We start from the raw sequence: 19,513 nt of genomic DNA, 5'->3' as shown, positions 1-19,513 counted from the left end.
CCCCTCCGGCGGCCCGTGGTCCGCAGCGGGCCGCAACCCGTGCTCGCTTATCTCATCAGGCGGCTGTTCGCCGCCGCAGTGATGCTGGTGGTCATCATTCTGGTGGTCTTCGGCATCTTCTTCCTCGTCCCCAAGTGGGCCGGCGTCGACGTCGCCCTGAGCTTCGTGGGCAAGCAGGCGGACCCCGCCGCCGTCGAGGGTGTGCGACAGAAGCTGGGTCTGAGCGACCCGGTCTTCGTCCAGGCCTGGGAGTTCTTCAAGGGCATCTTCGCGGGCCGCACCTACGCGGCCGGTGGCGACGTCACCAACTGCTCCGCGCCGTGCTTCGGTTACTCCTTCCGTACCGAGCAGGCCGTCTGGCCGGTGCTGACCGAGCGTTTCCCAGTGACCCTGGCTCTCGCGCTCGGTGCGGCCGTCCTGTGGCTGATCTTCGGCCTCGCCGCCGGTGTCCTGTCCGCGCTCAAGCGGGGCACCCTGTGGGACCGCGGCGCGATGGTCGTCGCGCTGTCGGGTGTGTCCCTGCCCATCTACTTCACCGGCCTGCTCAGCCTGGCGATCTTCTCCCACGGTCTGGGCTGGATCAACGCCGAGTTCGTGCCCCTGGAGGACAGCCTCTCCGGCTGGCTCGGCGGCATGATCCTCCCGTGGGTCACCCTGGCCTTCCTGTACGCCGCGATGTACGCCCGGATCACCCGGGCCACCATGATGGAGATCCTCGGCGAGGACTACATCCGCACCGCGCGTGCCAAGGGCCTCAAGGAGCAGGTCGTCATCCGCAAGCACGCCATGCGGTCGACCCTGACTCCGCTGCTCACCATGCTCGGCATGGACCTCGGCGCCCTCATGGGCGGCGCGATCCTGACCGAGACCACGTTCAGCCTCCCCGGCCTCGGCCAGAAGGTTCTGGACGCGATCCAGAACCAGGACCTGCCCTTTATCCTTGGCGTCGTCCTGATCACTTCTCTCGCGGTGCTGATCGCCAACCTCGTGGTGGACATCCTGTACGCCGTGATCGACCCCCGAGTGAGGCTCGCATGACCGACCTCAGCAAGAGCGGAGCAGCCGTGGGCGAGCCCACCGGCACCTCGCCCGCGCCGAGCGCCTTCCTGGAAGTACGCGACCTGAAGGTGCACTTCCCGACCGACGACGGACTGGTCAAGTCCGTGGACGGGCTCAGCTTCCAGCTGGAGAAGGGCAAGACCCTCGGCATCGTGGGCGAGTCCGGCTCCGGCAAGTCGGTGACCTCGCTCGGCATCATGGGCCTGCACACCGCCGGCCAGTACGGCAGGCGCAAGGCGCAGATATCGGGCGAGATCTGGCTGGACGGCACCGAACTGCTGTCCGCCGACCCCGACCACGTGCGCAAGCTGCGCGGCCGCGAGATGGCGATGATCTTCCAGGACCCGCTGTCCGCGCTGCATCCGTACTACACGATCGGCCAGCAGATCGTGGAGGCGTACCGGATCCACCACGACGTGGACAAGAAGACCGCCAAGCGCCGTGCCGTGGACATGCTCGACCGCGTCGGCATCCCCCAGCCGGACAAGCGGGTGGACAGCTACCCGCACGAGTTCTCCGGCGGTATGCGCCAGCGCGCGATGATCGCGATGTCGCTGGTCAACAACCCCGAGCTGCTCATCGCGGACGAGCCGACCACCGCCCTGGACGTGACCGTCCAGGCGCAGATCCTCGACCTGATCCGGGACCTGCAGACGGAGTTCGGCTCCGCGGTCATCATCATCACCCACGACCTGGGCGTCGTCGCCGAGCTGGCCGACGACCTCCTGGTGATGTACGGCGGCCGGTGCGTGGAACGGGGCCCGGCGGAGAAGGTGTTCTACGAGCCCCGGCACCCCTACACCTGGGGCCTGCTCGGCTCGATGCCGCGGCTCGACCGCGACCAGCAGGAACGCCTCATCCCGGTCAAGGGCTCCCCGCCCTCTCTCATCAACCTGCCGTCCGGCTGCGCCTTCAACCCGCGCTGCCCGTACGCCGACGTGCCCAAGGACGACGTCACCCGCACGGTCCGCCCCGAGCTGACCGAGGTCGGCAGCAAGCACTGGGCCGCCTGCCACATGTCGCAGGAGCAGCGGGAGCGTATCTGGACCGAAGAGATTGCGCCGAAGCTGTGAGCGACGAAGCCAAGGACGAAGCAGTGGCCATCCCTGCGCAGAGCGACGGCACGCAGAGCGACGGCACGCAGAGCAAGGCCGCCGGCACCGCCACGCTCAGCAAGGACGCCGCCCCCGGCGAGACCCTGCTGAAGGTGACCGGGCTGCAGAAGCACTTCCCGATCAAGAAGGGCCTGCTGCAGCGCCAGGTCGGCGCGGTGCGCGCCGTCGACGGCATCGACTTCGAGGTCAGGTCCGGCGAGACCCTCGGTGTCGTGGGCGAGTCGGGCTGCGGCAAGTCGACCATGGGCCGGCTGATCACCCGGCTCCTGGAGCCGACCGCCGGCAAGGTCGAGTTCCAGGGTAAGGACATCACCCACCTCGGAGTCGGCGGCATGCGGCCGCTGCGCCGCGACGTGCAGATGATCTTCCAGGACCCGTACTCCTCGCTGAACCCGCGCCACACCATCGGCACGATCATCAGCGCCCCCTTCAAGCTCCAGGGTGTCGAACCCGAGGGCGGGGTCAAGAAGGAGGTGCAGCGGCTGCTGTCGGTGGTCGGTCTCAACCCCGAGCACTACAACCGCTACCCGCACGAGTTCTCCGGCGGCCAGCGCCAGCGCATCGGCATCGCCCGCGCGCTCGCGCTGAACCCGAAGCTGGTCGTGGCCGACGAGCCGGTCTCCGCGCTCGACGTGTCGATCCAGGCCCAGGTCGTCAACCTGCTCGACGACCTCCAGCAGGAGCTGGGCCTGACGTACGTGATCATCGCGCACGACCTGTCCGTCGTCCGGCACGTCTCGGACCGGATCGCGGTGATGTACCTCGGCAAGATCATGGAGCTGGCCGACCGCGACCTGCTCTACAAGACGCCGATGCACCCGTACACCAAGGCGCTGATGTCGGCGGTTCCGATCCCGGACCCGTCCCGCAAGTCGGCCAAGAGCGAGCGCATCCTGCTCAAGGGCGACGTGCCCTCGCCGATCGCCCCGCCGAGCGGGTGCCGCTTCCACACCCGGTGCTGGAAGGCGACGCAGGTCTGCACGACGACCGAGCCGCCGCTGAAGGAGCTGCGCCCCGGCCAGCAGGTGGCCTGTCACCACCCCGAGAACTTCGAGGACCAGGCCCCGCAGGACGTCGTCCTGCTCTCCGACGCCAAGGAGGCGGCGGAGCTGGTGTCCGAGAACGCGCTGGCGGAGTCGGCGCGGACCTCGGCGGCGGTGGCTGCGGAGGTCGATGCCGCGGACGACACCGAGGCAGCCGCCGAGCCCGCCGAGCCCGCCGAGCCCGCCGATCCCGCCGATCCCGCCGATCCCGCCGAGCCCGCCGATCCCACCGAGCCCGCCGAGCCCACCGAGCCCACCGAGCCCACCGAGGGCTCCGAGAGCTCCGAGAGCTCCGACGAGGAGCCTCCCGCCAAGGAGAAGTGACCTCGGTCCCTGCCGGTGAGCCCCCGCCTTCGTTCGTAAGGCGGGGGCTCACCGGCAGGTGAGAATGGCGGAGTGTACGAGCAACTCTTCAGCCCCACCGTCCAGCACACGCTCGACCTGATCGGCATCTTCGTCTTCGCCATCTCGGGCGCGCTGCTGGCCGTACGCAAGAACTTCGACGTCTTCGGCATCGCCGTCCTCGCCGAGGTCACCGCGCTGGGCGGCGGGCTCTTCCGTGACCTGGTCATCGGCGCGGTACCGCCCGCGGCCTTCACGGACCTGGGGTACTTCATCACCCCGCTCTTCGCCACCCTGCTGGTCTTCTTCCTCCACCCCCATGTGGAGCGGCTCCAGACCGGCGTGAACATCTTCGACGCGGCCGGCCTCGGTCTGTTCTGCGTCGCCGGTACCACCAAGGCGTACGACTACGGGCTGGGCCTGACCGCCTCCGCCTGCCTGGGCCTGGCCACCGCCGTGGGCGGCGGCGTACTGCGGGACGTGCTGGCCAACGAGGTGCCCTCGCTACTGCGCTGGGACCGCGACCTGTACGCCGTACCGGCGATCGTCGGCGCCACCATGGTCGCCCTGTGTATCCGCTACGACGCCCTCACCTCGTTCACCACCGGGCTCGCGGTGGTCACGGCCTTCGTCCTTCGTCTGCTCGCCCTGCGCTTCCACTGGCGGGCGCCGCGCGCCTGGAACCGGCGGTCGACGGTGATGGAGGGGGAGTGAGGTCCGGGGCTCCGCGTACGCCCGCGTACTTTCCTAGGGCTTGTCCGCGAGATCCTTGACGAACACCAGCCCGTCGAGCGCGGCCAGGTGGGCCGGGTCGAGGGAGGCGTAGCCGAACCAGGGGGACACGCGGGGCGCGGGCAGCGGATCGCCGAGGGCGGCGGCCAGCCGGGAGGGGGCCACGACGCACCGGTCCTCCGGGCGCCCGTACAGGAGCCCCTCGACGGTGTCCGGCGGCGGGGCGTCCACTCCCCGGTGCCGGATCGTGCCGAGGGCCGTGGCCACGAAGGCGTACTCCCCGCCCAGCCGGGCGCTCACCAGCGCACCGGCGCTCCACCACTCCACCGGCCCCTGCCACATCCGCATCGTGCTCTTCTCCCGCTGGAGATGGGAGTTGTGGGCGTGGGCCAGGGCCGGGCCCCGAGCGGCGAGCGCGAGGAGGTTGTCGGCCATCATCCGGTCCCGCACAGCCAGCAGCCGGTTCATGCGCGCCGGTGAGGTGTCGGCCATCCAGCGGTGGTAGCGCAGCAGGCCGGTCGCGGTACGCCCGTACAGGCACGCCCGGTCCCAGTCGTCCCTCGAGGTCACCGCGAGCAGGTGCGGTGTCTGCTCGTCGAGCAGCGACACCAGGTCGTCGGCGAGCGTCCGCAGCTCGCCGGCCCCGGCCGACCGCCCCACGGACCGGGCGGGGTCCGTCATCGCGGCGGGCTCGGTCCACCGGTCGTCGGCGCCGAGCAGGCGGTCGAGCGCTTCCGCGGTGCAGGGCAGCAGGTCCGCGTCCACCCGGGCCGAGAGGTAGCCGTGGAGCGCGGTGAGGGCCTGCCGGGGGCTCGCGGCGCCGGTGATCTCCAGCGGTCCGTCGAAACCGGCGAACCGGACCCGCTCGGACACGGGCCGGCCCTCGTCGTGGACGCGCTCGTTGTGGGCGCGCATCCAGCGCACGAGCTCGCGGTCGGCCGGGGACGCGCCGTGCCCGTGGCTGAACCCGCGCTCCATGACGTCGTCGAGGGTGCCCGTGCCCGAGGTGACGTAGTCGTCCACGACCAGGCCCATGAGGCAGTCGCTCTCGATCGCGATCGTCCGGTAGCCCTCCCGCTCGACGAGGTGCCGGAAGAGCCCGTTGCGTACTTCGAGCAGGGTGTCCTCACCGTGGGTGGGCTCCCCCAGGGCGAGCAGCCGGGGCCGGTCCGGGAGCAGCCCCATCACGGCGGCGGCCTCGACGGGGTGGACGGTGTCCTCGATGTCGGTAACCATGCCTTCAACGCTATCGTTGAACCTTCGGTTGAGACTTCTCCGCGATACAGTCCTGGACATGGCCCGAAAGCTTCAAAGCGGTGACAGGCTCAGGCCGGTCGATCTGGCACGCCGGCACGGTCTGTCCACGCAGGCCGTCAGGAATTACGAGGAGGCCGGCATCCTTCCGGACGCCGGTCGCACGGCGCACGGATACCGCACCTACACCCCGCTGCACGCGCGGGCGCTGGGCGCGTTCCTCGCCCTGGTGCCCGGCCACGGCCACCAGCCGGCCGCGTCGATCATGCGGGCCGTGAACCGGGGCGCCGTGGACGAGGCGTACCGGCTCATCGACGAGAGCCATGCCCAACTGCTCGACGACCGGCGCACGCTCCGTGCCGTGGAGGACGCGCTGCGCGGCCTGGCGCCCACCACGGTGCGCGCCGCCGGGGCGGCGGTTCCGGATCCCGGCGGCACGTTCGTCGGGCCGCTGGCGGCGGAGCTGGGTATCCGGCCCGCGACGCTGCGCAAGTGGGAGCGCGCCGGGCTGGTGTGCCCGCGCCGCGACCCGCTGACCGGGTACCGCGTCTACGACGAGGCCGACGTGCGGGACGCCCGGCTGGCCCGCCAGCTCAGGCGGGGCGGCTACCTGCTGGAGCAGATCGCCCCCGTGATCGCGCGGGTACGGGCGGCCGGTGGACTGGAGCCGCTGGAGGCCACCCTGCGCGACTGGCACGACCGGGTGTCCGCACGTGGACGGGCGCTGCTGACGGGGGCCGCCGAACTGGAGGCGTACCTCCGGGAGCGGGCGTGATCCCGGCCCGGGGAAGCCGAGAAAGCTACCGCTTAGTAGTCTTGTGTTGTACCGTGCACCCATGCCAGAAGCAGCCTTCGCGGCGGCCACGCGGGCCGTCATCGGCGACAGTGAGTTCGACCGGGACACCACCGTCACCCGGCGTGCCCCGGGTGTCTACGACATCGACCTCTCCGCCGGCTGGACGATCATCAGCGCAGTCAACGGCGGCTATCTGCTGGCCGTCCTGGGCCGCGCCCTCGGGGACGCCCTCCCGCACCCCGACCCCTTCACCATCTCGGCGCACTACCTCACCGCCTCCAGTCCGGGCCCGGCGGTCGTGCGTACGGAAACCGTCCGCACGGGGCGCACACTCTCCACCGGCCAGGCCTCCCTCTTCCAGTACGACGACGAGGGCAACGAGGTCGAGCGCATCCGCGTCCTCGCCTCCTACGGCGACCTCGACGCGCTGCCCGACGACGTCCGCACCTCGGCGAAGCCGCCCACGATCCCGCCGATGGACCAGTGCTTCGGCCCGGAGGACGGCCCCGCCCCCGTCGAGGGCAGCTCGGCCATCGCCGACCGGCTGATGCTCCGGCTGGACCCCGCCACGCTGGGCTGGGCGCTCGGGCAGCCCTCCGGCCGGGGCGAGATGCGGGCCTGGTTCGGGCTCGCCGACGGCCGTGACGCCGATCCCCTCTCGATGCTCCTCGCGGTGGACGCGCTGCCTCCGACGGCCTTCGAGCTCGGACTCAAGGGCTGGGTGCCCACGGTCGAGCTGACCGTGCACGTGCGGTGCCGCCCGGCGCCGGGTCCACTGCGCGTCTCCGTCACCACCCGCAACCTCGCCGGAGGTTTCCTGGAGGAGGACGCCGAGGTCTGGGACAGCGCCGACCGGCTGGTGGCCCAGTCCCGCCAGCTGGCCCGGGCCCGGCTGGGCTGACCGGCGGTCCACAGGGCATGCCGGCGCCGTGAAGTCCGGCCGTACTGTCCACCGGGACGCCGTGGCCCTGTCCGCCTCCGGTGTCCCGGTCCGGGGTGTGCTCGCCCCCGGTGTCCCGGTCCGGGGAGCGTCCGCCTCCGGTGTACCCGGTCCGGGGCGTGCCCGAGACGCCCGGGGAACCGTCAGTCCAGCCAGTGCCGGCGGCCGATGCTGATCAGTCGCATCTGGCGGGTCGCGGTGTCGGCGGCGCGCCGGCGTGCCTCCTCCGGTGCCTCCGGTGTCTCCAGTACCTCCAGGAACAGTGAGCCCGTGACGAGCATCTGGTCGACGTAGAGCCCCGCGAGCATCAGGAGGTCGGCGTCGCTCCAGCCCGCCGACACGGGGTCCTTGGCCAGCTCGGCCTTCACCTCCTCGGCGAACCGGGCCAGTTGCTCCCGTATGGCGTCCCGCACCGGCTGGACGCCGCCGTGCCGCTCGCGGGCGATGAACCGGACGTGGGCGGGGTAAGCCGCCACGTGACCGGCGATCAACTCGACCGCGCGGGCGATGCGTTCGGCACTGTCCTCGGCCGGCGCCACCGTGGTCCGGATCATCGGGTGCAGGCTGCCCAGGGCCTCCTCGACCAGCGCCACCCCGAGGTCGGCGGTGGAACGGAAGTGCCGGTAGAAAGCGGTCGGGGCGACGCCCACGGCGCGGGTGACCTCGCGCAGGCCCAGGCTGCTCAGGCTCTGCTCCTCCAGCAGCCCCAGGGCGGCGTCCAAAAGGGCCTGCCGGGTCTTCTGCTTCTGGGCCTGCCGAACGCCGGGGATGTGACTCATACCATGCAGTTAACAACTGTTCTCCGGAATTGGAAAGCCGTGCGGCGCGCTAGGCTGGGTAGTCAGTGAACAACTGTAACTACAATCGTTCACCCAAGTCTGGGGGATCCGCTCCATGCTGTTTCTCGTCGCCGCACTCCTGCTCCTCGGCGTGATGCTGGGCACCGTCGCCCACGCACCGCTCACCTTCTCCGTCGCCGCCGCCCTGGTCATCGCCGTCTGGCTCGGCATCTTCGCGATCCGCGAGCGGCACGGCCGCCGACGCGGTACCTCCGCCCACTGACACACGTCACCGACACACGTCACCGACGCACGGCAAGGAGAACACCATGCAGCTCACCGCACCGGCCACCACCCGCCCCCGGACCGGCATCCGGGACACCGACGGCATGGCCGTCGCCTCCTTCGTCCTCGGCCTGCTCGGCCTGCTCGTCCTCAATGTCTTCCTCGGCCCGATGGCCATCGCCCTGGCGGGCGTCGCCCTGTGGCGCGGCACCGCCCGCCGCGGCCGGGCCCTGCTCGGCCTCGCACTGGGCGTCGCCGACCTGTTGGTCCTGGTGGCGTTCGTGGCCGCGGACAACACGATGTCGTGGAGCCTCTGAGCGCACCCCGGACCCCGCTCCGCCGCACCGTCCGTGTGGCCGTCCGTGTGGCCGTCCGTGTGGCCGTCCGTGTGGCCGTCCGTGTGGCCGCCCGTGGAAGAGGCCAGCCTTGATCTGAGGCCGGGCGGAACCGCCCCGTAGAATCGGCCGCACCATGGCTTACCTCGACCACGCCGCGACCACCCCGATGCTTCCCGAGGCAGTCGAGGCACTCACCGCGCACCTGGGCGTCACCGGCAACGCCTCCTCCCTCCACGCGTCCGGCCGCCGCGCACGGCGCACCGTCGAGGAAGCCCGCGAGACCCTCGCCGAAGCCCTCGGCGCCCGCCCCAGCGAGGTGGTCCTCACCTCCGGCGGCACCGAGGCCGACAATCTCGCCGTCAAGGGCCTGTACTGGGCCCGCCGCGACGCCGACCCGGCCCGCACCCGGGTCCTGGCCAGCCCCGTCGAGCACCACGCGGTCCTCGACGCCGTCCACTGGCTCGGCGAACACGAGGGCGCGACGGTCGAGTACCTGCCCGTCGACGCCCACGGCCGCGTCCACCCCGAGGCGCTGCGCGAGGCCATCGCCCGCAACCCCGACGACGTCGCCCTCGCCACCGTCATGTGGGCCAACAACGAGATCGGCACGATCATGCCGGTCCGTGAACTCGCCGGCGTGGCCGCCGGGTTCGGCGTACCGCTGCACGCCGACGCGGTCCAGGCGGTCGGGCAGCTCCCGGTCGACTTCGCCGCCTCCGGGCTCGCCGCGATGACGGTTTCCGGCCACAAGATCGGCGGTCCCTACGGCATCGGCGCGCTGCTCCTCGGCCGTGAGTACAGCCCCGTACCGGTCCTGCACGGCGGCGGCCAGGAACGCCACGTCCGCTCCGGCACCCTCGACGTCCCCGCCGTCGCCTCCTTCGCGGTCGCCGCCCGCCTCGCCGCCGAGCAGCACGAGTGGTTCGCCCGCGAGATCGGCGCCCTGCGCGACGACCTGGTCGACGCCGTCCGTACGGCGGTGCCGGACTCGGTCCTCGGCGGCGACCCGGCACCGGACGGCCGCCTCCCCGCCAACGCCCACTTCACCTTCCCGGGCTGCGAGGGCGACTCCCTCCTCCTCCTGCTCGACGCCCAGGGCATCGAGTGCTCCACCGGTTCCGCCTGCACCGCGGGCGTCGCCCAGCCGAGCCACGTCCTGCTGGCCACCGGCACCGCCCCCGACCTCGCCCGCGGCACGTTGCGCTTCTCCCTCGGCCACACCTCCACGGAGGCCGACGTCGAGGCCCTCGCCAAGGCCATCGGTCCGGCGGTGGAGCGGGCCCGCGCGGCGGGGCTGACCTGAGAGCTCTACGTGCCTGCCCCGGAAGGACCGCCCGACGGACTGCCCGAAGGGGCGCTGGTGGCCGCCCGCCGGACCAGCTTCATGTACCGGTCCCAGTCCCAGTGCGGCCCCGGATCGGTGTGGTCGGTGCCCGGCACCTCCACGTGGCCGATGATGTGCTCGCGGTCCAGGGGTATGTCATACCGCGCGCAGATCCCCGCCGTCAGCCGCGCGGAGGCGGCGTACATCTCGTCGGTGAGATCCTGCGGGCGGTCCACGAAGCCTTCGTGCTCGATGCCGACACTGCGTTCGTTGTAGTCGCGGTTGCCCGCGTGGTACGCCACGTCCAGCTCGCGGATCATCTGGGTGACGCGTCCGTCCTGCCCGACGATGTAGTGCGTGGCCGCCTTGTGCCCGGGGTCCTGGAACGCCCGCACCGCGCTCGCGAAACTGCCCTGCGTGACATGCACGATCACCATGTCCACGCCGAAGTCGTCGGGCCGGTCCGCACGCCGCCAGTTCTCGTCCGAGGCCGCCACCCACCGGGCGCCGGTGTAGTCGACGGCGCCCTCCTCGCGGGGCCGCTCGACTCCCGGTACCCGCCACCACAGGCGGGCCAGCTCGTCGCGCGCCAGCACCGCCGTGCCCACGGCCGCGGCCGTGCCGCCGACGATCAGCGCCCGCCGGCCGATACGCCGGTCCGCGTCCCCGGCCCCGCCGGCCGGCCCGCCGGCGGAACCTCCGGCGGACGGGCTTGTGGATTCTCGCTTGGCCCCCATGCGATCTTCAACGCATACTCGCGGGCTCCGGTTCCCGGCTCACCCGTACCCTGGAAGGGTTATGACTGAGACCCCGCAGCGCACCCGTCCCCTCCGTGTCCTCGCCGCCATGTCGGGCGGAGTCGACTCCGCCGTCGCCGCCGCCCGTGCGGCCGAGGCGGGGCACGACGTGACCGGCGTCCACCTCGCGCTCTCCGCGAACCCGCAGTCCTTCCGCACGGGCGCGCGGGGCTGTTGCACCATCGAGGACTCGCGGGACGCCCGCCGTGCCGCGGACGTCATCGGCATCCCGTTCTATGTGTGGGACCTCGCCGACCGCTTCCGGGAGGACGTGGTCGAGGACTTCGTCGCCGAGTACGAGGCCGGCCGTACCCCGAACCCCTGCCTGCGCTGCAACGAGAAGATCAAGTTCGCCGCTCTGCTCGACAAGGCCCTGGCCCTGGGCTTCGACGCCGTCTGCACCGGCCACTACGCCCAGGTGATCCTCCGGGAGGACGGCACGCGCGAGCTGCACCGCGCCTCCGACATGGCCAAGGACCAGAGCTACGTCCTCGGCGTGCTCGACGACCGGCAGCTCGCGCACGCGATGTTCCCGCTCGGCGACACCCTCACCACCAAGGACGAGATCCGCGCCGAGGCCGAGCGCAGGGGACTGGCGGTCGCCAAGAAGCCCGACTCGCACGACATCTGCTTCATCGCCGACGGCGACACCCAGGGCTTCCTGGCCGGCCGGCTGGGCCGGGCCGAGGGCGACATCGTCGACGAGGCGGGCAACCGGCTCGGCACCCACGAGGGCGCTTACGGCTACACCATCGGCCAGCGCAAGGGCCTCAGGATCGGCACCCCGGCCCCCGACGGCAAGCCGCGCTACGTCCTGGACATCTCGCCCGTGGACAACACCGTCACGGTGGGCCCGGCGGAGGCGCTCGACGTCCACGGGCTGCGGGCGATCAAGCCCCGTTGGTGCGGTGCCGCCCCGGCCGGCCCCGGCACGTACACGGCGCAGCTCCGCGCCCACGGCGGCGAGACCGAGGTACGGGCCGAAGTGGTCGACGGCACTGTGGAGGTGTCGTTCCGGGAGCCGGTGCGCGGCGTCGCCCCCGGCCAGGCGATCGTGCTGTACGACGGCACGCGCGTGGTGGGCTCGGCGACGATCGAGTCCACCACCCGCGTGACGGCCGGCGTGGCCTGAGCCCGGGGGGCGACGTCCGGGATGCCGAGCACCCCGTGCACGGAGTGCTCGGCAGACGGAGCGGTCGGTACCCGGAGCGGTCGGGAACGCAGTGGTCGGGAACGCAGTGGTCAGGACACCTCGACCTCGTAGAAGCAGAGGTGGTCCTTGATCTCCCGCACGTCCGGCTTCGGGTCCGGGTAGGCCCAGACGACGTCCGCCGAGTCCGGCAGCGACCAGTAGGTCGCGTCGCCCTTGAAGGGGCAGTGGGTGTGCGTGCCGGACGGCGTCAGCAGGCCGAGCCGCACGTCCTCGGACGGGATGTAGTAGCGCTCCGGACAGCCCGTCTCGCGCAGGACGAGCGCCCGGTCGCTTTCCGCCAGGACCTGTTCGCCGTGCACCACGCGCACGTGCCGGTCGCTTGGCTCGACGGTGATGCGGTGTCCTGTGAGTCGCTCGAATCCCTTGGTCACGATCGTCCTCCTCGGTAGCCGGCTCTCCTGATGACAGCGTGGCCGGAAGCCGGGTTCTTCCCCGTGGCGCGCCGAACGTACCGTTGCCCCATGAACATCTGCGTCTTCCTCTCCGCCGCCGAGCTCGACGAGCGCTACACGCGCCCCGCGAAGGAGTTCGCCGAACTGCTCGGCAAGGGCGGTCACACCCTCGTGTGGGGCGGCTCCGACGTCGGTCTGATGAAGGTGGTCGCCGACGGCGTGCAGGAGTCCGGAGGGCGGCTGCTGGGGGTCTCCGTGGACTTCCTGGCGGCCAAGGCACGCGTGGGCGCCGACGAGATGGTGATCGCGCGCGACCTCGCCGAGCGCAAGCGGCTGCTGCTGGAGAAGGCCGACGCCGTGGTCATCATGGTGGGCGGCACCGGCACGCTGGACGAGGCCACCGAGATCCTGGAGCTGAAGAAGCACGGGCACACCGACAAGCCCGTCGTCCTGCTCAACACGGCGGGCTTCTACGACGGCCTCAAGGAGCAGTTCCGCCGGATGGAGGACGAGGGCTTCCTGCCGCGCCCCCTCACCGAGCTGGTGTTCTTCGCCGAGGAGCCGGTCGGCGCGCTCGCCTACCTGGAGGAGAGCCGGGGCATCGTGTGACCCGCCGGTGATGCGAGCATGACGGACATGGCTACACATGTGATCACCGGAGCGGGCTCCGGCATCGGCGCGGCAGTCGCCCGCCGCCTGCACGAACGCGGCGACGAGATCGTGCTGCACGCGCGCGACGCGGGCCGCGCGAAGGAACTGGCGGCCGCGTACCCCGGCGCCGCGACGCTGGTCGGCGACCTGGCGGACCCCGACAAGCTCTCCTGGGCCTTCTCCCACCAGACCCTGCCCGACCGCGTGGACTCGCTGCTGCACATCGCCGGGGTGGTCGACCTCGGTCCGGTCGGCGACCTCACCCCGAAGACCTGGCGCAACCAGCTCAACGTCAACCTGGTCGCCCCCGCCGAGCTGACCCGCCTCTTCCTGCCGCAGCTGCGCGTCGCCCAGGGCCACGTGCTGTTCGTCAACTCCGGCTCCGGTCTCAACGCCCACGCCGGCTGGTCCGCGTACGCCGCCTCCAAGCACGGCCTGAAGGCGCTGGCCGACGCCCTGCGCCAGGAGGAGCACGCGAACGGCGTCCGCGTCACCTCCGTCTACCCCGGCCGCACCGCCAGCCCCATGCAGGCCAAGGTCCACCAGCAGGAGGGCAAGGAGTACGACCCCGCGAAGTGGATCGACCCCGAGTCGGTCGCCACGACGATCCTGATGGCCCTGGACCTGCCGAGGGACGCCGAGGTCAACGACCTGACGGTGCGCCCGGGGCGGTGACGGCCCGCCGGGGCGCCGGCCGCGTCCTCCCGCATAGGCTGGCCCGGTGAGCGACAACAGCCAGACCAGCCCGCGCCTCGGCCCCGCCACCGGCATCGGCTCGATGCCCGGCCACGACGCCCGCGAGGCCGTCAAGACTGCCACCGGCACCTTCGAGGACTTCCCGTACCTCCCCGAACTGCCCGCCCGCGGCCCCGGCGCCGACATGATCGGCCGCACCGCCGGGATGCTCGTCGAGCTGTACGCACGCGTGGAGCCCAGCGGCTGGCGGCTCGGCGACCGGCCGGGCCGGGACACCAAACGGGCCCGCGCCTGGCTCGGGGAGGACCTCGACGCCCTGGAGGAGTTCACCCAGGGCCACGAGGGACCGCTGAAGGTCCAGGCCGTCGGCCCCTGGACGCTGGCCGCCGCCCTGGAACTGCGCAACGGAGAGGCGGTCCTCTCCGACCCCGGCGCCTCCCGGGACCTCGCCGCCTCGCTCGCGGAAGGGCTGCGCCTGCATCTGGCGGAGGTCCGGCGCCGCGTGCCCGGTGCCCGGATCGTGCTCCAGCTCGACGAACCGTCCCTCACCGCCGTCCTGCGCGGCCAGGTACGGAGCGCCAGCGGCTACCGCACCCACCGCGCCGTCGACCGCCAGGTCGTCGAGGGCGCCCTCCGCGACATCGCCGGGGCGCACGGCGACGGGCCCGTCGTGGTCCACTCCTGCGCACCGGACGTGCCGTTCGCCCTGCTGCGCAGGGCGGGCGTCGAGGGTGTCTCCTTCGACTTCTCGCTTCTCACCGAGCGTGACGACGACGCGATCGGCGAGGCGGTCGAGGGCGGCACCCGGCTGCTCGCCGGTGTCGTGCCCGGCACGGACGCCGCATTGTCAGACCCTGCCGGTAGCGTCATGGGTGTCAGGACGCTGTGGCGCAGGCTGGGGCTGCATCCGGGGCTTCTCGCGGAGGCGGTCGCCGTCACGCCGGTGTGCGGACTCGCGGGCGCGTCCCCCGAGTACGCCCGCCGGGCGCTCGCCCACTGCGCCCGGGCGGCGAGATCCCTCGCGGACAACCCAGAGTAACGGGAGGACAACACGGTGGCCGGCGACAAGCAGGCGGAGACGACGAGCGTGCCCGCCGAGGCGCGCGAGAAGCACGTGCAGCTCGCTGAGCAGATCGAGGAGCACCGCTTCCGGTACTACGTGAAGGACGCCCCCGTCGTCAGCGACGCGGACTTCGACCGGCTGCTGCGTTCCCTGGAGGAGCTCGAGGAGGAGTATCCGGAGCTGCGCACCCCGGACTCCCCGACCCAGAAGGTCGCCGGTTCCTACGAGACGGAGTTCACGGCCGTAGAGCACCGCTCCCGCATGCTCTCCCTCGACAACACCTTCAACGACGAAGAGCTGGCCGCCTGGACCGAGCGCATCGCCAGGGAGCTGGGCGAGCAGGAGTACCACTTCCTGTGCGAGCTGAAGGTCGACGGCCTCGCCGTCAACCTCACCTACGAGCGCGGCCGCCTCGTCCGCGCGGCCACCCGAGGCGACGGCCGCACCGGCGAGGACATCACGCCCAACGTCCGCACCATCGCCGACATCCCGGAGCGCCTCGCGGGGGACGAGGTCCCCGACCTCGTCGAGATCCGCGGCGAGGTCTACTTCCCGATGGACAAGTTCCAGGAGCTCAACGCCCGGTTGAACGCGGCCGGTGACAAGCCCTTCGCCAACCCGCGCAACGCGGCGGCGGGTTCGCTGCGCCAGAAGGACCCGCGCGTCACCGCCACCCGCCCGCTGCACATGGTCGTCCACGGCATCGGCGTCCTGGAGGGCTTCAAGGGCATGACCCGCCTCTCCCAGGCCTACGACCTGCTGAAGACCTGGGGCCTGCCCACCTCCCCGCACAACCGCGTGGTCGACGGCCTCGACGGCGTACGGGACTTCATCGCGTACTACGGCGAGAACCGGCACTCGGTGGCGCACGAGATCGACGGCGTCGTCGTCAAACTCGACGAGATCCGCCTCCAGGGCCGGCTCGGCTCCACGGCCCGCGCGCCCCGCTGGGCCATCGCGTACAAGTACGCGCCGGAGGAGGTCAACACCAAGCTCGTCGACATCAAGGTCGGCGTCGGCCGCACCGGCCGCGTCACGCCGTACGCGCAGGTCGAGCCGGTCACCGTGGCGGGCAGCGAGGTGGAGTTCGCCACGCTGCACAACCAGGAGGTCGTCAAGGCCAAGGGCGTGCTCATCGGCGACACCGTGGTGCTGCGCAAGGCCGGTGACGTCATCCCGGAGATCCTCGGACCGGTCGCCGACCTGCGGGACGGCAGCGAGCGGGAGTTCGTGATGCCGGCCGAGTGCCCCGAGTGCGGGACGCCGCTGAAGGCCATGAAGGAGGGCGACATCGACCTCCGGTGCCCCAACGCCCGCACCTGCCCCGCCCAGTTGCGCGAGCGCGTCTCCTACCTCGCCGGCCGGGAGTGCCTGGACATCGAGCACTTCGGGGGCGTCGTCGCGGCAGCGCTGACCGGGCCGCTGGAGCCGCCTCAGCCGCCGCTGGTGGACGAGGGTGACCTCTTCGACCTCACCGTCGAGAAGCTGCTGCCCATCAAGGCGTACGTCCTCGACCCGGACAGCGGGCTGCCCAAGCGCGACCCCAAGACCGGCGAGGAGAAGATCGTCACGGTCTTCGCCAACAAGGAGGGCGAGCCGAAGAAGAACACCCTGGCGCTGCTCAAGCACATCGAGGAGGCCAAGACCCGCCCGCTCGCCCGCTTCCTCAACGGGCTCTCCATCCGGTACGTGGGGCCCGTGGCCGCCCAGGCCCTCGCCCGGGAGTTCCGCTCCGTCGACCGCATCGAGCAGGCCACCGAGGAGGAGCTGGCGCTCGCGGACGGGGTGGGCGACACCATCGCCGCCGCGGTCAAGGAGTGGTTCGCCGAGGAGTGGCACCGCGAGATCGTCCGCAAGTGGAAGGCGGCCGGAGTTCCGCTGGAGGACCGGTCGACGGACGAGGACGAGGGGCCGCGCCCGCTCGAAGGACTCACCGTCGTCGTCACCGGCACCCTGGAGAACTTCACCCGGGACGGAGCCAAGGACGCCCTGCAGAGCAGGGGTGCGAAGGTGACCGGATCGGTGTCCAAGAAGACCTCGTTCGTCGTGGTCGGTGACAACCCCGGGTCGAAGTACGACAAGGCGATGCAACTTAAGGTGCCGGTTCTCGACGAGGACGGTTTCACCGTCCTGCTCGAACAAGGACCCGAAGCGGCGGCCGACGTCGCACTTTCGGCTGAGGAATAGCGGTTGAAGGCCACCCGATCGGCGCATACCAGATGCATACGGGTGGCCGGGTCGCATTCGGGCAACCGTCGACGACCGGTGCCCCTGGAAGCCTTCCGCGGCCTACTGTTGAGGTGTGCGCCTGCCGTGCCCCGCTGCGGTTGGGGCATCCCCCTGCCCCCGAGGGACAGGGGCAAGGGTTCTCCAACGCGGAGCCGTTGATGGATGTCGGGCGTCGGGCCGCGTGGCGTGGGCACCGCCGGCTGTGAGAGGGACGGGAATGGAACCGACCGAGAGCGCCGCCGCGGGCTCACGGCTGCGCCTGCGTCGCATGGTGGGCGCGTGGCACGTGAGCCGGTGGCTCGGGCAGCGCGGTGGTGGCGCACCGCACCCCGCGGCGAGCGCCCGCGGCTCGGCGCCGCCGGCCGCCCGTCGCCCCTCCGTCCTGTCCGACACCGACGCTGAACGGCACCTGGCCTGGCCCGCGTTGCCCTCGGCCGTCGTCGCGGCCGCCGCCTTCGTGCTGGGCGGCGGCTTCTACCGGGCGTTCACCGGCGGCCACGCCCTCTTCCCGGCCGGCACCACCGGCTGGTCCCTGGCCGTGCTGACCGGCATCGTCGTGGGCCACCTGGTCATGCTCGGCCGCTCCCGCTGGTGGGGCGGCACCGGATCCGGCGCCGCCCTCACCCTCGCCGTCCTGCTGCTGTACGGCTGGGTTCCGGCCGGCATGGTCAGCCTCACCGTCGTCGTCCTGGTCGGCATAGCCCGCCGGGGCCGCTGGCGGCAGGGCGTCCTGCACGGCGCGGTGGACATCCTCGGGATCGCCGCGGGTGCCCTGGTGCTGGGCGTCTGCGGCTCCGTACCCTCCGTCGAGGCCCCCTGGGACCCCAACACCTGGGGTGTGTACGCGGCGCCCAAGGTGGTACTCGTCGCGGTCGCCTACCTCGCCGTGACCCGCGCCCTGTTGTGGTATCTGCAGACACCGCGCGTCGGCCTGCCCACCGTCGCCCGCACCGCCCTGGTCAGACAGGGCCTGGTCGCCGTGGCGCTGCTCGGCATCGCCCCGCTGGTCTGTGTGGTCGCGGTCGCCAAGCCGCTGCTGCTGCCGCTGTTCTCCATCCCGCTGATCGCCCTCGACTCCACCCTGTGGATCGCCCGCGCCCGGGCCGAGGAGCAGTTGCGCGACCCGCTCACCGGACTGCCCAACCGGCAGTGGCTCCTCGAGCGCACCTGGAGCGCGCTGGACGACGCCGAGCGCATCGGTGCCCGCGCCGCCCTGATGCTGATCGACCTCGACCGTTTCCGGTCGGTCAACGACACGCTCGGACACCTCGCCGGCGACCGGCTGCTGCTGCAGACCGCCGACCGGCTGCGGCAGGCCCTGCCGCGCGGGGCGGAGGCCGCGCGGCTCGGCGGCGACGAGTTCGCCGTCTTACTGCCCGTCGCCGACTCCACCACGTCGGCGACCCGGATCGCCCGGGGCCTGGTGGGCGCGCTCAGCTCCCCGATGGACCTGGACGGGCTCACCCTCGTCCTGGAGGCCAGCGCCGGTGTCGCGGTCTTCCCCGACCACGCGCTGGACGCCGAGGGACTGCTGCGCCGCGCCGACGTGGCGATGTACCAGGCGAAGCGGGACCGCACCGGCGTGGAGGTCTACGAGTCCAAGCGAGACTCCAACACCCCGGACCGCCTCGGCCTGCTGGGCGACCTGCGCCGGGCGCTGGACGCCCACGAGGTCCAGCTGCACTACCAGCCCAAGGTCCGCTTCGACGGACAGGTCGCGGGCCTGGAGGCCCTGGTCCGCTGGGTGCACCCCGAGCGCGGCAAGGTGCCGCCGGACGAGTTCATAGCGATCGCGGAGTCGTCCGGGCTGATGCCCCACCTCACCGAGTACGTGCTGGAGACGGCGCTCGAGCAGGTCGCCCACTGGCGCTCCCAGGGGCTGTTCGTGCCGGTCGCGGTCAACGTCTCCCCGCGCGACGTGCACACCCCCGGCTTCGCGGGCTCGGTCGCCGCCAGGCTGGCCCGGCACGGCGTCCCCGCGGGAGCGCTCCAACTGGAGATCACGGAGCACGTCCTCCTGGAGGACCCGCAGCGCGCCGCCGACACCCTCAACGCGCTGACCGGTCACGGCGTGAAGATGTCCCTGGACGACTTCGGCACCGGCTACTCCTCACTCGTCCACCTGCGCAGGCTCCCGGTCAGCGAGCTCAAGATCGACCGCTCGTTCGTGGCCCGGCTGGCCGTCGACACCGAGGACGCCGAGATCGTGCGCTGCACCGTCGACCTCGCGCACTCCCTCGGCCTGCTCGTCGTCGCCGAGGGCGTGGAGGACGACGAGACCTGGGAGCGGCTGCGCGACCTCGGCTGCGACGCCGTACAGGGCTGGCTGGTCGCGGCCGCGATGCCGCCCGGGGAGACGACGGCATGGCTGCGCGCGCGGGGCTCACGGGGCTGGGTGCGGCCCGCCGCCGCACTGCCCGTGGCGGCGACCGACGAGTGACCTGACCACCCGCCGGGCGCGCCTT

Annotated in this window: 19 protein-coding genes; 15 read left to right on the top strand and 4 right to left on the bottom strand. The window is 71.9% G+C overall.

From position 1 onward, the window contains the following. The first annotated feature begins 39 nt into the window (after nucleotides 1-39). From ACZ4V1_RS28640 to ACZ4V1_RS28625, 4 genes are all read left to right on the top strand, one after another. Nucleotides 40-1,038, top strand: a complete 999-nt coding sequence (locus ACZ4V1_RS28640; RefSeq protein ID WP_055421847.1) for an ABC transporter permease — start codon at nucleotides 40-42, stop codon at nucleotides 1,036-1,038. After that, a complete protein-coding gene (locus ACZ4V1_RS28635) occupies nucleotides 1,035-2,132 on the top strand; it encodes an ABC transporter ATP-binding protein (protein WP_468341520.1) in 1,098 nt (365 codons plus the stop codon). Before ACZ4V1_RS28640 ends, ACZ4V1_RS28635 begins: the two co-directional genes overlap by 4 nt. Nucleotides 2,133-2,155: 23 nt before the next feature. Then, on the top strand, nucleotides 2,156-3,541 hold the full coding sequence (locus ACZ4V1_RS28630) for an ABC transporter ATP-binding protein (protein ID WP_468341517.1): 1,386 nt from the start codon (nucleotides 2,156-2,158) through the stop codon (nucleotides 3,539-3,541). Nucleotides 3,542-3,613: 72 nt separating this feature from the next. Next, nucleotides 3,614-4,273: a trimeric intracellular cation channel family protein gene (locus tag ACZ4V1_RS28625; RefSeq protein ID WP_468341514.1), complete on the top strand. Its 660-nt coding sequence runs from the start codon at nucleotides 3,614-3,616 to the stop codon at nucleotides 4,271-4,273. A gap of 33 nt (nucleotides 4,274-4,306) precedes the next feature. On the opposite strand, the gene ACZ4V1_RS28620 is transcribed toward ACZ4V1_RS28625, so the two are convergent. Further along, the gene (locus tag ACZ4V1_RS28620) at nucleotides 4,307-5,527 is read right to left on the bottom strand and encodes an erythromycin esterase family protein (RefSeq protein ID WP_468341511.1); all 1,221 of its coding nucleotides are present in this window, start codon (nucleotides 5,525-5,527) and stop codon (nucleotides 4,307-4,309) included. 58 nt (nucleotides 5,528-5,585) lie between these two features. Here ACZ4V1_RS28620 and ACZ4V1_RS28615 point away from each other — a divergent pair, with 58 nt between their 5' ends. Together ACZ4V1_RS28615 and ACZ4V1_RS28610 are read left to right on the top strand one after the other, a co-directional pair. Next, nucleotides 5,586-6,320: a TioE family transcriptional regulator gene (locus ACZ4V1_RS28615; RefSeq protein ID WP_468341508.1), complete on the top strand. Its 735-nt coding sequence runs from the start codon at nucleotides 5,586-5,588 to the stop codon at nucleotides 6,318-6,320. 61 nt (nucleotides 6,321-6,381) lie between these two features. Next, entirely contained in the window at nucleotides 6,382-7,242 is an 861-nt protein-coding gene (locus ACZ4V1_RS28610; RefSeq protein WP_468341505.1) for a thioesterase family protein, read from the top strand. 182 nt (nucleotides 7,243-7,424) lie between these two features. Here ACZ4V1_RS28610 and ACZ4V1_RS28605 read toward each other — a convergent pair whose 3' ends face one another. Further along, the gene (locus ACZ4V1_RS28605) at nucleotides 7,425-8,060 is read right to left on the bottom strand and encodes a TetR family transcriptional regulator (RefSeq protein ID WP_468341502.1); all 636 of its coding nucleotides are present in this window, start codon (nucleotides 8,058-8,060) and stop codon (nucleotides 7,425-7,427) included. Nucleotides 8,061-8,175: 115 nt separating this feature from the next. On the opposite strand from ACZ4V1_RS28605, the gene ACZ4V1_RS28600 reads away from it, so the two are divergent. The 3 genes from ACZ4V1_RS28600 to ACZ4V1_RS28590 all read left to right on the top strand — a co-directional run bounded on the left by ACZ4V1_RS28600 (nucleotide 8,176) and on the right by ACZ4V1_RS28590 (nucleotide 9,986). Beyond that, a complete protein-coding gene (locus ACZ4V1_RS28600; protein WP_468341499.1) occupies nucleotides 8,176-8,343 on the top strand; it encodes a hypothetical protein in 168 nt (55 codons plus the stop codon). A gap of 46 nt (nucleotides 8,344-8,389) precedes the next feature. Beyond that, a complete protein-coding gene (locus ACZ4V1_RS28595) occupies nucleotides 8,390-8,662 on the top strand; it encodes a DUF4190 domain-containing protein (protein WP_468341496.1) in 273 nt (90 codons plus the stop codon). 154 nt (nucleotides 8,663-8,816) lie between these two features. After that, on the top strand, nucleotides 8,817-9,986 hold the full coding sequence (locus ACZ4V1_RS28590) for a cysteine desulfurase family protein (RefSeq protein WP_468341493.1): 1,170 nt from the start codon (nucleotides 8,817-8,819) through the stop codon (nucleotides 9,984-9,986). A 5-nt stretch (nucleotides 9,987-9,991) separates the two neighbouring features. Here ACZ4V1_RS28590 and ACZ4V1_RS28585 read toward each other — a convergent pair whose 3' ends face one another. Continuing rightward, nucleotides 9,992-10,744, bottom strand: a complete 753-nt coding sequence (locus tag ACZ4V1_RS28585) for an N-acetylmuramoyl-L-alanine amidase (RefSeq protein WP_468341490.1) — start codon at nucleotides 10,742-10,744, stop codon at nucleotides 9,992-9,994. A 61-nt stretch (nucleotides 10,745-10,805) separates the two neighbouring features. Between ACZ4V1_RS28585 and mnmA the strand changes: the two genes are divergently transcribed. Next, nucleotides 10,806-11,936: a tRNA 2-thiouridine(34) synthase MnmA gene (gene mnmA / locus ACZ4V1_RS28580; RefSeq protein WP_468341487.1), complete on the top strand. Its 1,131-nt coding sequence runs from the start codon at nucleotides 10,806-10,808 to the stop codon at nucleotides 11,934-11,936. Between the two features lie 110 nt (nucleotides 11,937-12,046). On the opposite strand, the gene ACZ4V1_RS28575 is transcribed toward mnmA, so the two are convergent. After that, nucleotides 12,047-12,388, bottom strand: coding sequence for a DUF427 domain-containing protein (locus tag ACZ4V1_RS28575; RefSeq protein WP_468341485.1), 342 nt, complete (start codon nucleotides 12,386-12,388; stop codon nucleotides 12,047-12,049). A 90-nt stretch (nucleotides 12,389-12,478) separates the two neighbouring features. Between ACZ4V1_RS28575 and ACZ4V1_RS28570 the strand changes: the two genes are divergently transcribed. From ACZ4V1_RS28570 to ACZ4V1_RS28550, 5 genes are all read left to right on the top strand, one after another. Next, entirely contained in the window at nucleotides 12,479-13,018 is a 540-nt protein-coding gene (locus ACZ4V1_RS28570) for an LOG family protein (RefSeq protein ID WP_468341482.1), read from the top strand. A gap of 27 nt (nucleotides 13,019-13,045) precedes the next feature. Beyond that, the gene (locus tag ACZ4V1_RS28565) at nucleotides 13,046-13,735 is read left to right on the top strand and encodes an SDR family oxidoreductase (RefSeq protein ID WP_468341479.1); all 690 of its coding nucleotides are present in this window, start codon (nucleotides 13,046-13,048) and stop codon (nucleotides 13,733-13,735) included. 46 nt (nucleotides 13,736-13,781) lie between these two features. After that, nucleotides 13,782-14,795, top strand: a complete 1,014-nt coding sequence (locus ACZ4V1_RS28560; RefSeq protein WP_468341476.1) for a methionine synthase — start codon at nucleotides 13,782-13,784, stop codon at nucleotides 14,793-14,795. A 15-nt stretch (nucleotides 14,796-14,810) separates the two neighbouring features. Then, the gene (ligA, locus tag ACZ4V1_RS28555; RefSeq protein WP_468341473.1) at nucleotides 14,811-17,006 is read left to right on the top strand and encodes an NAD-dependent DNA ligase LigA; all 2,196 of its coding nucleotides are present in this window, start codon (nucleotides 14,811-14,813) and stop codon (nucleotides 17,004-17,006) included. Between the two features lie 259 nt (nucleotides 17,007-17,265). Further along, nucleotides 17,266-19,488 (top strand): putative bifunctional diguanylate cyclase/phosphodiesterase, encoded by a 2,223-nt coding sequence (locus tag ACZ4V1_RS28550; protein ID WP_468341470.1) that lies wholly within the window; start codon nucleotides 17,266-17,268, stop codon nucleotides 19,486-19,488. The last annotated feature ends 25 nt before the right edge of the window (nucleotides 19,489-19,513 follow it).

The organism is Streptomyces sp. NPDC028991 (assembly GCF_055564775.1).
Note: the sequence above shows the minus strand (reverse complement) of the source record. Positions and strands in the feature narration are given on the sequence as shown.

Coding starts and splice junctions, on each gene's coding strand:
- ACZ4V1_RS28635 (WP_468341520.1), top strand. CDS start 1,035: ATGACCGACCTCAGCAAGAGCGGAGCAGCCGTGGGCGAGCCCACCGGC.
- ACZ4V1_RS28620 (WP_468341511.1), bottom strand. CDS start 5,527: ATGGTTACCGACATCGAGGACACCGTCCACCCCGTCGAGGCCGCCGCC.
- ACZ4V1_RS28615 (WP_468341508.1), top strand. CDS start 5,586: ATGGCCCGAAAGCTTCAAAGCGGTGACAGGCTCAGGCCGGTCGATCTG.
- ACZ4V1_RS28610 (WP_468341505.1), top strand. CDS start 6,382: ATGCCAGAAGCAGCCTTCGCGGCGGCCACGCGGGCCGTCATCGGCGAC.
- ACZ4V1_RS28605 (WP_468341502.1), bottom strand. CDS start 8,060: ATGAGTCACATCCCCGGCGTTCGGCAGGCCCAGAAGCAGAAGACCCGG.
- ACZ4V1_RS28600 (WP_468341499.1), top strand. CDS start 8,176: ATGCTGTTTCTCGTCGCCGCACTCCTGCTCCTCGGCGTGATGCTGGGC.
- ACZ4V1_RS28595 (WP_468341496.1), top strand. CDS start 8,390: ATGCAGCTCACCGCACCGGCCACCACCCGCCCCCGGACCGGCATCCGG.
- ACZ4V1_RS28590 (WP_468341493.1), top strand. CDS start 8,817: ATGGCTTACCTCGACCACGCCGCGACCACCCCGATGCTTCCCGAGGCA.
- ACZ4V1_RS28585 (WP_468341490.1), bottom strand. CDS start 10,744: ATGGGGGCCAAGCGAGAATCCACAAGCCCGTCCGCCGGAGGTTCCGCC.
- mnmA (WP_468341487.1), top strand. CDS start 10,806: ATGACTGAGACCCCGCAGCGCACCCGTCCCCTCCGTGTCCTCGCCGCC.
- ACZ4V1_RS28570 (WP_468341482.1), top strand. CDS start 12,479: ATGAACATCTGCGTCTTCCTCTCCGCCGCCGAGCTCGACGAGCGCTAC.
- ACZ4V1_RS28565 (WP_468341479.1), top strand. CDS start 13,046: ATGGCTACACATGTGATCACCGGAGCGGGCTCCGGCATCGGCGCGGCA.
- ACZ4V1_RS28550 (WP_468341470.1), top strand. CDS start 17,266: ATGGAACCGACCGAGAGCGCCGCCGCGGGCTCACGGCTGCGCCTGCGT.